At 38.3% G+C, this 10,581-nt stretch carries 11 protein-coding genes; 5 read left to right on the forward strand and 6 right to left on the reverse strand.

Annotation, left to right across the window (positions count from 1 at the left end):
• Positions 1–1,029 precede the first annotated feature (1,029 nt).
• Entirely contained in the window at positions 1,030–1,527 is a 498-nt protein-coding gene (locus tag IEX12_RS11410; protein ID WP_188725207.1) for a DUF4871 domain-containing protein, read from the forward strand.
• A 609-nt stretch (positions 1,528–2,136) separates the two neighbouring features.
• Here IEX12_RS11410 and fni read toward each other — a convergent pair.
• Together fni and IEX12_RS11420 are read right to left on the reverse strand one after the other, a co-directional pair.
• Entirely contained in the window at positions 2,137–3,192 is a 1,056-nt protein-coding gene (gene fni, locus IEX12_RS11415; protein ID WP_188725208.1) for a type 2 isopentenyl-diphosphate Delta-isomerase, read from the reverse strand.
• Positions 3,193–3,275: 83 nt separating this feature from the next.
• Positions 3,276–3,806 (reverse strand): hypothetical protein, encoded by a 531-nt coding sequence (locus IEX12_RS11420; protein WP_188725209.1) that lies wholly within the window; start codon positions 3,804–3,806, stop codon positions 3,276–3,278.
• Between the two features lie 164 nt (positions 3,807–3,970).
• On the opposite strand from IEX12_RS11420, the gene IEX12_RS11425 reads away from it, so the two are divergent.
• Both IEX12_RS11425 and IEX12_RS11430 read left to right on the forward strand, forming a co-directional pair.
• Positions 3,971–4,570, forward strand: a complete 600-nt coding sequence (locus tag IEX12_RS11425; protein ID WP_188725210.1) for a TetR/AcrR family transcriptional regulator — start codon at positions 3,971–3,973, stop codon at positions 4,568–4,570.
• Between the two features lie 27 nt (positions 4,571–4,597).
• Positions 4,598–5,137, forward strand: coding sequence for an HD domain-containing protein (locus IEX12_RS11430; RefSeq protein ID WP_188725211.1), 540 nt, complete (start codon positions 4,598–4,600; stop codon positions 5,135–5,137).
• Positions 5,138–5,220: 83 nt separating this feature from the next.
• Here IEX12_RS11430 and rsgA read toward each other — a convergent pair whose 3' ends face one another.
• Positions 5,221–6,279, reverse strand: coding sequence for a ribosome small subunit-dependent GTPase A (rsgA, locus tag IEX12_RS11435; RefSeq protein WP_188725212.1), 1,059 nt, complete (start codon positions 6,277–6,279; stop codon positions 5,221–5,223).
• A 285-nt stretch (positions 6,280–6,564) separates the two neighbouring features.
• Here rsgA and IEX12_RS11440 point away from each other — a divergent pair, with 285 nt between their 5' ends.
• Together IEX12_RS11440 and IEX12_RS11445 are read left to right on the forward strand one after the other, a co-directional pair.
• Positions 6,565–7,197: an alpha/beta hydrolase gene (locus IEX12_RS11440; protein WP_371871309.1), complete on the forward strand. Its 633-nt coding sequence runs from the start codon at positions 6,565–6,567 to the stop codon at positions 7,195–7,197.
• A gap of 337 nt (positions 7,198–7,534) precedes the next feature.
• The gene (locus tag IEX12_RS11445; RefSeq protein WP_188725214.1) at positions 7,535–8,548 is read left to right on the forward strand and encodes a S66 family peptidase; all 1,014 of its coding nucleotides are present in this window, start codon (positions 7,535–7,537) and stop codon (positions 8,546–8,548) included.
• 150 nt (positions 8,549–8,698) lie between these two features.
• On the opposite strand, the gene IEX12_RS11450 is transcribed toward IEX12_RS11445, so the two are convergent.
• From IEX12_RS11450 to IEX12_RS11460, 3 genes are all read right to left on the reverse strand, one after another.
• Positions 8,699–9,523 carry an aldo/keto reductase gene (locus tag IEX12_RS11450; RefSeq protein WP_188725215.1) on the reverse strand — a complete coding sequence of 275 codons (825 nt, stop codon included), beginning with the start codon at positions 9,521–9,523 and terminating at the stop codon, positions 8,699–8,701.
• 122 nt (positions 9,524–9,645) lie between these two features.
• The gene (locus IEX12_RS11455) at positions 9,646–9,921 is read right to left on the reverse strand and encodes a type II toxin-antitoxin system RelE/ParE family toxin (protein WP_188725216.1); all 276 of its coding nucleotides are present in this window, start codon (positions 9,919–9,921) and stop codon (positions 9,646–9,648) included.
• Positions 9,914–10,180, reverse strand: coding sequence for a hypothetical protein (locus IEX12_RS11460; RefSeq protein WP_188725217.1), 267 nt, complete (start codon positions 10,178–10,180; stop codon positions 9,914–9,916). The genes IEX12_RS11455 and IEX12_RS11460 overlap by 8 nt, the downstream gene beginning before the upstream one ends.
• Positions 10,181–10,581: the final 401 nt, after the last annotated feature.

The raw sequence follows: 10,581 nt of genomic DNA on the forward strand, positions 1-10,581 counted from the left end.
TGCACATATTGAGGAATTAATGTAACCCTTGAGGTTATGCATCTCGGTGAGATGTACAGACTAAGAAGCGAGTGGAAGGCTTTATTACTTTACATCATGTTATCCGGAATTAGCGGAGCAATTTTTGGGTTTATTATTGTCACAGGGGTATTTTATATAACGTTTTGGTTAGCCCCTTTTATAAAGTTTTTTACTTTGTTTATATTTATTATTGTATTGATTCTAAAGGAAGCTAATATAATTAAGATATGGTTGCCACAAAACCATTGGCAAATTCCATCATCTTGGTTATTTCATTCTAAGGTAGTAAATATGGGCATCTGGGGATCTGTTTTAGGTGCGGGTGTATTTACTTATATACCATATACATCTTTTTACGCGTTGTATATTTTTTCAGGAATTGCATTTAGTCCAATATACGGTTTAATTTTTGGATTCGTCTATGGGTTTACGAGGGCTTTGACTCCCTTAATCTATGTTGTTTTACGGAATAACCAAGTAATTAAAGGAGATAATGATCCAACAAATATATTAAATCTACGAGGTTTCAATAAACCGATAAACATTATAGTGCTTTTTATGTTATTACTATATTCAGTTATTACAATGATTATTATATATATCAATAATTAGTTGTCTAAGCCGTCAAACTGAATTATTGATGGTATGTGGTATTTGACTCACTATGTCAACCCTTTTCAACATCTGTTGTATATATAACCCGAGTTTGGCGACAAAAATTTCCAAACGCAGTCATGGCAGGGGTTTTGAGCTTTAACCTAAATATTGTAGTCCTAAATTTCGATTTTAGCCATTTTATAGGCTGGTGTGACAGACTTTATAGCATCTTTTTTCGTTTAGGACTCCTTTATTAATATGGCAAAAGCACTGTTATATCAACAATTGGAAAAAATTTACGCCAAACTCGGGATATAAGATAAAAGATTTTAGACCCAGCTTTGTTGGGGAGTTCTTCAGATTCCCGTATAATTTGATCAAGAATGTACTAAATTAAAGGTGGTTTGTTGCATGATAAAAAAGATTCCTCTTTTTTTATTATTAGTTGTTGTATTAGCTACTGAAGGATGCGCTAATATAAATGACAAGACTAATGATATAACCATTGATAATGGAAAAAGTGACCATAAAGATCAAAATTGGAAGGAAAGCCCACTGTTTGAATCCAATGGTTATACAATGATTGGAGAGAAAGGGAGAATAGGCTTTATTTATGATGATAGCGAGACTACTAGATTTTATCCAAATAAAAAAAATAAATACATGTTTCATGTTTGGGGGAAGGATAAAGAATTAGACGGTTCCTTCGAGGTTATTGCAACTCATGAAGACGATGATAAAAAAATAACCATTTTAAATGAAAGTTTGGCCGGACCGAATAACGGTGCTGACCGCCATCTTCCAACCACTTTATCATTACCAAAAAGCGGAATGTGGAGGTTAGATGCTTATATTGGAAATCAATTATTCGGAAGCATTTTTGTTAAGGTTTATAATAATGAACATTAGACAGTCAAAACAGTTTGGATACCTCAAGCTGTTTTGACTGAATACAACTAATTGGGACTCGCCAACATTCCAAGGAATACATACTAGCCTTTTCTTTACTCTTTCAGCAATAAGGTTTATTTCTAATTCCGCACTTGCAAAACTTTTGTATACGCGTTCTAGTCACAATAGATGGTACTTCTATACTGTCACAACCGGTTTCTTACACAGGGTATCCCCTTTCAGGGTCCACCATAGTATTTGCGGTCTGGTTGTATTGTTATTAACTGTATTGTGCCATATTATAATGGCTGATATACCTTCTATCTAGATTAGAAAGCCCTTTTCATGATAGATGGTGGCTACACGGAGCGGAGCCATGTTGGTTCCTTATCTTTTAAAGGAAACATCACTAAAAAAGGGGTATGCCGACGTCGGGCGCAAAGCCCGCTTTTAGTCGGCCTTCCTTTACCCGAACCGATGTTGACTTATCGCACGGAGGCGGGTGTTACACACTAGGGCTGGGCGCTGGAGCTGGACGTGGCTCCTCTCGACTATCCAGTTGTCCACAGGCTTTAAATTAATTTTATAGTTTCATAGACATTAAAAAAGCTAAAACCGAAATAGGCTTTAGCTTTCCTCATCAAGCAATGACCGTCCCATAATACTTACCCGATTTGTATTTTTCAATTCGGTAATTGATTTCGCACCAATCCCGAACATCACCATTTTCATTTCAAATTCAATTTGTTCCATCGCTTGCATGACTTTTTCTGCGGATTCCGTTGCCGCCTGCAGTAATTGTCTGGCAAACCCGATCATATCTGCGCCAATTGTCATTGCTTTGGCAGCATCAACACCTGTTTTCATTCCGCCACTGGCAACGATCGGTACATCCGGCAGTTTACTCTTTACCGAAACGATACAATCTTTAGTAGGGTTACCCCAGCTGTTAAACGCCTCCGCAGCGGCTTTTCGCAATGAATCCTTGGAACGAAGCTTTTCCACTTGACTCCATGATGTTCCGCCAGCACCAGCAACATCTATATAAGAGACCCCTGCCTCATACAATTTTTCTGCTACTGTCCCATCAATACCAAAACCAACCTCCTTAACACCTACAGGAACGGGTAAGGCTTTACATACTTCTTTTATTTTCGGCAATAGATCTTTAAAATTCAGATCTCCCTCATCTTGAACAACTTCCTGCAAGCTATTCAAATGTAAATAAAGCGAATCCGCTTCCGTCAAGTCAACCAATCGCTGGCATTCTTTTGCACCGTACCCATAATTCAGCTGCACTGCACCTATATTTGCAATTAGCGGAACGGATCGTGCATGCTTGCGAATTAAAAAGGATTCTTTATGTGCATCACTCTCAAGCAGTGCCCTTGTAGAACCGAGCCCGATCGCCCAGCCTCTTTCCTCGGCAGCAATGGCTAAATTCGTATTAATTTTTTCCGCAAGCTCCGAGCCACCAGTCATGGAGCTCACTAGAAACGGTGCTTTTACCGCTTTTTTTAAAAAAGTGGAATCCAGCTTAATATCGGCAAAGTTAATTTCCGGCAATGCATTATGTATAAACGAAATTCCTTCTAATCCCGTCGTTTTATTAATACCTTCCACATTTTCTGTTAAGCATAGCCGAATGTGTTCAGTTTTCCGTTTGTTAATTCCTGTATCCATAATAGCTTAGGCCTCCAATATTACTTCTACCCTAAGTTTACTTGTTTCCTTGCTGTTTTGAAAGGGAAATGAACCTTGCGTGTTTACGCCTTTTTCGGGAATACTGTGTAACTAAAGCTTATTGCAAAGTCAATGACCAGAACGAGCGACCATAGCATGATTGTTTGCAATAATGCTTCGGTTTGTGCAAAGTTATCGATAAATAGAATAATAGCGCCTAGTAAACCAACTCCAATGATCCAGGCAAGTAAATGGTGATACCAGCCAACTCGTTCCATTTTCGCAAATTCCTTGCCATATTTTTTCCGTTTGTTTGGTTTCGGCCCCTTGGTAAACAAATACTGAAACCATCTATCAGCCCACTTAATCATTCGATGACCAAAGGCAACACTTACCCCTATATAAATTGCGGCTACACCGTGCATTGTAGTCGCTACTGCACCATTTTTTAAGTCGATTACGGTTGTAATTAATAAAAGCAAATCAACAATTGGCGTACACGCTAATAACAGTACACCTAATTTCTTCATTTTAAAAACGTAACGAGTAATTAGACCTGCCAATACGAATACCCAAAATCCAACTTCACACGCAATGATTAACCAGCCTATCATTTTGTTCCTCCTTTTTTAATAGGTAAGAAAATATAAAAATCCGGCACTATTCCGCTCATGACAGGGTAGGCGACGTCCGGCTCCAGCGCCTTTGTTCATACAATTGTGCTGAAAATAATGTACCATATTTCTACTAAATAATACAACTGTGCTATAATAAAAATATGCCAAAAATAGTTGATCATGATAAACGAAAAATTAAAATAGCCGAGACGACATGGAAAGTGATCATTCGCGATGGCCTTGAACAGGCATCCGTGAGAAAAATTGCCAATGCAGCTAGTTTGTCTGTAGGGGCATTACGTCATTATTTTTCTACCCAGTCAGAATTATTTCAGTTTTCGATGAAGCTTGTTGCCGACCAGGTAAAGCAACGTATAGCCAGAAAGAATTACGATGGTGAACCGCTTGACGTAATGAAAGAAATAGTAAGTGAACTGTTACCGGTTGATGAGGATCGCCGGATAGAAATGGAGGTGTGGTTGGTTTTTTCTACAAGAACGCTAGTCGATCCGAGCTTAAAACAGTTAAGCCAAACCGTCTATAAAGAAATTCGTCATGCCGCCACGTTGGTTATAGAAGGACTAATTAATCTGCAGCTTGCCAAAGATGATTTGAATAAGGAACTGGAAATCGAACGGCTTTACGCTTTAGTGGACGGACTGGCACTGCATGCTCTTCTGCACCCTGATCAATTGTCGATCGAAAAAATGCAGGATACGATAAAATATCATTTAGAATCACTGTGTAACGGGAATGGATAAGGAACAAAAGATGGAGGAGGTGTCTTATTGAAACAACAAGCAAGAGCGTTTGCTGAAAAGGCACATCAGGGGCAAACTAGAAAGAGTTCTAATGTCCCGTATATTACCCATCCGATCCGTGTTGCTGAGCGCTTAGAGCAGGCGGGTTTTTCCGAAGCATTGGTTTGTGCCGGCTATCTGCATGATGTGGTTGAGGACACACCATATGAGATTGAGGATATAGAAGAAACGTTTGGGGCTAAAGTTGCACAGCTTGTCGCGGCGCATACAGAGGACAAATCAAAACCGTGGCAGGAACGAAAACAGCATACTATTGATACAGTCCGAGATGCTTGTAAAGAGGTAAAATATCTAATTGTAGCCGACAAATTGGACAATTTGCTTGGACTGGAACAGGATCTCGCGCGACTAGGCGATGCGGTATGGCAGCATTTCAATGCAGGCTTTGACAAACAAAAGTGGTATAACCAGTCGATAGCAGCGAATATGTATGTTGGGCTAAAAGCTAATGAAATTCCGAATTACTTCAGTGAATTTGAGGAAGCCGTGGCACGCGTTTTCGGCTGATATTCCTGTTTTCTTTTCGGGTTAATGTTCTCGTTCTCGCGTTGATGTAAAACACCTTCCCCAGCAGGCGGGGAAGGTGTTTACTATCTAAATTTATACTTATTTTTCAATTCCTTAGATACTTGCTTCCATTTATTCTTTTCCTCTAACCGTGCTTTTTGATCCTGTTTTCTTTTTTCATAAGCAAGTTCCCTTTGCAGCTTCAAATAACTTTGAAACCGTTCCTCAGTCAATTCACCTGCTGCTAATGCTTCCTGGACACGGCACCCAGGCTCTGTATCGTGCTGACAATCGGTGAATCGGCATTCCAGCACCAATGCCTCAATATCCTGAAACGTTGTATCAATAGCCGAATCCCCATCCCACAATTGCAGCTCGCGCATTCCAGGGGTATCGATTAATAATGCACCGTTTGGCATGATAAACATTTCACGATGAGTTGTTGTATGACGTCCTTTACTGTCTGCCTCACGGATATCCTTGGTTTCCTGTACTTCCTCACCAAGTAATTTATTCACTAAGGTAGATTTACCAACACCTGATGATCCAAGTAATGCAACTGTTTTCTGTGCTGGCAAATATTTCAGAAGTTCCTCCATGCCTTCTCCCGTTATGCTGCTGATTGCGACAATTGGTACGCCGATCGCCACTTCTTCCACCTGAGCAATGATCCGCATAACATCTTCTGGCGTAGATTCATCCAGTTTCGTAAGCACGACAACTGGAGAAGCACCACTTTCATACGTTGCCAAAATATAACGTTCCATTCTGCGGACGTTTAAATCATGATTAAGCGAATTCACAATAAAAACCAGATCGATATTTGCAGCAACGATTTGTCCTTCTGTTTTTAATCCAGCAGCTTGTCTGATAAACTGACTTTTCCGAGGCAAAACACGATGAATTACCGCTTTTTGTTCGTCCGCTAATTTCTGTACCTCTGCCCAATCCCCCACAGCAGGGAAATCAAGCGCAGTGGTTGCTTGATTCAAAAATTTCCCACTTAAATGGGCAAAATATTCTACTTCTCCGTCAGAAATTCGATAGCTATTTTTTTGCACAGTAATAATCCGTGCCAATTTGTCATTTTCTGCATCCCGAATGGAATCGTCCCATCCGAGTTTTTCAATTGCTTTATTCAACTACATTTTCCTCCTCGAATGTTGGAGGAAAAGCCTGTTAAAATACCGACCGTTCCTCCACTTTGTTACGTGTGTTTTGGTTTATAAAAAAATGATTATATACAGTCATAAAACACCACTCCTTTCAAAATGGATGAACAAGATAGTATTAGTTTACTATATAGCGACAGAGTTTGCCACTATCGTTATATGAATTTTTGAAATTGCAGCTAACAAAAGCAACTAAACGTGTTAGAATATTTAAAACGGAATGGAGGAGAACCATTGAAAATAAGTCAAAAGAAGATGCCTGTAAAGAATAGAGAAATTACTTATACACATATCGAAACAGGCTCCCGAACTATTTGCTTCATGTTATCAGGTGCAGGATATACGTATGATAAGCCACTATTTTACTATTCAACGATGGCCATGCTTCAAAATAAAATTGATGTTGTCCATATTCATTACGCGTATGGTCAGGATTTGTTCAAGCATCCACTCAATGATATATCTGAAGCCATTATAGCCGATGTAAAACCTATCGTCTTTGAAGTCCTTAAAAATAACGATTACAATAATACAGTCTTTTTAGGTAAATCACTTGGGACTATTCCAATTACAATGGAATTCATGAAACGCAAGGATTTTTCAGCATCGACAATGATTTTACTGACACCACTGTTAAAGTACGATGTGATTTTAGATGCAATCGGAGGCAGTAATCATCAGGGACTATTGGTTATTGGGGACAAAGATCCACATTACAATGCAAATCAGCTTGCACAATTACGTCACTCCAATTTCATAATAGAGACGGTCAAAGGAGCAAATCATTCATTGGATATTGAAGAACTTGACACGGAGAATTCTATTTTATCTCTGTCTAAAGTTATGGGGAAGATTCAAGAGGTAATCAGGATGGTTCATGAACGATAGGCTTATAGAAAGTACCCTATCATTCTGAGAGTAGAGGGTTTACTTAAATACTTAATCCCATATACACTTTAAGTTTTAGCGTAATAGGGAAAGTAGCAAGGTGCCGTTAAGGGGGAATCGAATAAAAATCCAATATAACGGGACTTTTTTAATAGCGATGGATTTAATTCCATATAAATTTTAGTGTTGCTTGCTATTATAATCTTCTGGATAAAGTGCTATCCTTATTTTGTTCCCCAGGTTTTTTAACGTCATTCATTGTTGTGTTTCGATATAAACTTCTTTTTTTTCAGTAACAATTAATTATTAAACAAATATAAAGATACGGAGGTAGAACATGATAAAATATCCGTTTTTAGAAAATGGGGCAACGATTGGAGTTACAGCACCTTCTTCTGGTGTACCCGCCGAGCTGCATGGATTGTTGAAAACTGCATGTGAACGCATGAAAATGAACGGCTTTCATGTCATATGTGGAGATACTGTTTGGAATCAAGACAAGGCGAGATCTGCATCCGCCGAAAAGCGTGCTGAAGAGTTTAATGCAATGATGCTTGACGATAATATTCATATCATCATTCCTCCTTGGGGTGGAGAACTGCTGATTGAAATGCTTGAGTATCTTGACTTTGATAACATACAAAACAAATGGATATTAGGCTACTCAGATACTAGCCTATTGCTGCTGGCTACAACATTAAAAACAGGAATCGCAACTGCTCATGGAACGAACTTAATAGATTTAAGAGGGGAGTATTCTGATGACACGACTAAGATGTGGCAATCCGTTTTATCAACAAAAAAGGGTGAATCGATCCTTCAACAATCGTCATTCAAATATCAAAAAGAATGGGAATTTGATAAACCTACTCCATGTATTTTCAATTTGACAGAAGAAACCGAGTGGAAATCAACATCAAATAGTAAAGTTACCATAAAAGGGCGGTTACTTGGAGGATGTATTGATACGATAAGACATTTAATTGGTACCCCATTTGGTGAGATCCAGAACTTTAAAGAAAATTATATTAAAGGTGAATCCATAATATGGTTTTTCGAAAATTGCGGGTTATCTACAACTGATTTGCGCAGGTCTCTCGTGCAAATGAAATTAGCTGGTTGGTTTGAAAGCTGTTCAGGTATTGTGTTTGGCAGAAGCCCAGCTAATTACCCTGTTAGCAATTATACAGCTGAAGATGTTTATAAAGAGCTTTCCGAAGAACTTCAAATCCCTATTATATATGACATTGATTGTGGTCACGTTCCACCGCAAATAACCTTAATTAACGGAGCGTATGCTGAGGTAGAGTCAAATAGTGGTAAAGGAGCAATTTTACAAAACTTTATATAAGCTATTTTGTATATCCTATATTTTGACCAGTTTGCTTATTAAAAAACGCTTGGGTTTGAATTATAAAACCCAGGCGTTTTAATATGTTAAAAACATTTTATCTTATACAGGCTATCGGTTATGGAACTATTCAATTCCATGCACATCTTTCTACCGATTATTCATTTCACTCGGGACCGCATTATGACGAAGATTTCGATCCAAACCAGCAATCTTCTCCATATCTGCTTCACTTAATTCAAAGTCAAATACGTTGAAATTCTCTTCCATACGAGAAGGTGTTACTGTTTTTGGAATTACAACAACATCTGACTGAAGATGCCAGCGGAGAATAACTTGGGCAGGTGTTTTGCCATATTGATCAGCAATTTCCTTGATCACACCGTCTTGTAAAACATCTGTCCCATTCATCAACGGGCTGTATGCTTCTACTCGGATACCGTGCTTCCTGCAGAACTCCTTTAATTCCTTTTGTTGTAAATACGGATGACATTCTACTTGGTTAACGGCTGGGACTACGTCACATTCGTCCATTATCCGCTGCAGGTGCTCGACATCAAAATTACAAACGCCGATTGCTTTTGTACGCCCATCTTTATACAACTTTTCTAATGCCTTATATGTTTCTACATATTCATCATACTTTGGAGTTGGCCAATGAATTAAATAGAGATCCACATAATCGAGGCCAAGTTTCTCCAAACTTTCATCAAATGCCTTTAGCGTATTATCATAGCCTTGATCACTATTCCACACTTTTGTTGTAATGAATAAATCTTCCCGTGAAACGGTGCTATTTGCCAGTGCTTGTCCGACACCACGTTCATTCCCGTAAACTTTCGCAGTGTCAATCAAACGGTAGCCTGCTTCTAACGCATTTTCTACTGCAGATGCTGCTTCTTCATTTGGAACCTTCCACACACCATAGCCTAGTTGTGGCATACGGAGATCGTTGTTTAGTGTAATGTATTGCATGGACTCGCTTCCTTTCTTTTGGTATTGATTTTAGTTTATCATAAGATGTCAATATATTTTAAATGAAGCGTTTGGGCTGGTTTGGTTTGAAGTATTGCCATTAGAGGATTATCGATGAAGATTTACTGTTCGCCGGGGAACTTTATCGCCAGAATAATGATTTCCTCGTCCACTTTTTCGTAATAGACTTTGAATTTGCGATATACTATTCTGGCTATTCCCTTATGATCACCTTTCTCTTCTATATAACGTTTGCTTATGAAAGGATTCAATAAATAATTTTCAATATCTTTCATTACTATCGCAATATAATCTCTTGTCTCTTTTATCATATAATATTCACTATTAAACGATAGCATTTTCTTTTCGGCAGAATCGGACCAAAATACTTTATTCATTTGAATCCTCTTTATAAAGTGATTCAATAATTTCATCTGTAGTTCTATACTTCCCTTCCCTATACTCCTTTCTACTTTCGTTAATCATTTCCCGTAGTTCATCATCCTCTTCCATTTCTTCCTGTACTGTCTTTTCCCGTTCTTCATAAGCAAGTGTGAATGTACCCTTACCAGGAACATAGAAATGGGAAACTGAATGCTCCTTGCTCAATTTATCAAGTTCTTCATATAATTCTTCTGGTGTGTTAATATTTTTCATTTGAGTGCTCCTCCTTATTGGGAAATCAATGGAACCATACACCAGTTTCTTAAAGTATACCCTCATTATTCAATTCCGGCAATTCAGTGTGCGATTCTAAAATCTGCTTTTAATGAGTTCATGCGGTACAACTTTTATATTTTATATTCCATTCTAATTGTAAAATCGAAAATCAACCCACTCCGCATTTAAAAAAGGCAACTTTAGGATTTATTGTGAACTACTCCCACCACTTACCACCCTTACGAGTTGCTTGAAGTGGGGGCTTCTTGGGTAATCGCCACTTTTGGTAGCTGACGAAATTGACCAAGCTAACCCTCTTGTTCCAAAAGTTTATATTTTTATTAGACACTTGCTAATAAGCGAATGCCTTCTTTTTTGATATTGAGTGCTGAATTATA

The sequence above is a fragment of the Lentibacillus populi genome (genome assembly GCA_014642895.1).
Taxonomy (GTDB): domain Bacteria; phylum Bacillota; class Bacilli; order Bacillales; family Amphibacillaceae; genus Lentibacillus_C; species Lentibacillus_C populi.

What these genes read in the sequence shown, in the direction of transcription:
- IEX12_RS11410 (WP_188725207.1), top strand. Translation starts at nt 1,030, where the DNA reads ATGATAAAAAAGATTCCTCTTTTTTTATTATTAGTTGTTGTATTAGCT.
- fni (WP_188725208.1), bottom strand. Translation starts at nt 3,192, where the DNA reads ATGGATACAGGAATTAACAAACGGAAAACTGAACACATTCGGCTATGC.
- IEX12_RS11420 (WP_188725209.1), bottom strand. Translation starts at nt 3,806, where the DNA reads ATGATAGGCTGGTTAATCATTGCGTGTGAAGTTGGATTTTGGGTATTC.
- IEX12_RS11425 (WP_188725210.1), top strand. Translation starts at nt 3,971, where the DNA reads ATGCCAAAAATAGTTGATCATGATAAACGAAAAATTAAAATAGCCGAG.
- IEX12_RS11440 (WP_371871309.1), top strand. Translation starts at nt 6,565, where the DNA reads ATGCCTGTAAAGAATAGAGAAATTACTTATACACATATCGAAACAGGC.
- IEX12_RS11445 (WP_188725214.1), top strand. Translation starts at nt 7,535, where the DNA reads ATGATAAAATATCCGTTTTTAGAAAATGGGGCAACGATTGGAGTTACA.
- IEX12_RS11450 (WP_188725215.1), bottom strand. Translation starts at nt 9,523, where the DNA reads ATGCAATACATTACACTAAACAACGATCTCCGTATGCCACAACTAGGC.
- IEX12_RS11455 (WP_188725216.1), bottom strand. Translation starts at nt 9,921, where the DNA reads ATGAATAAAGTATTTTGGTCCGATTCTGCCGAAAAGAAAATGCTATCG.
- IEX12_RS11460 (WP_188725217.1), bottom strand. Translation starts at nt 10,180, where the DNA reads ATGAAAAATATTAACACACCAGAAGAATTATATGAAGAACTTGATAAA.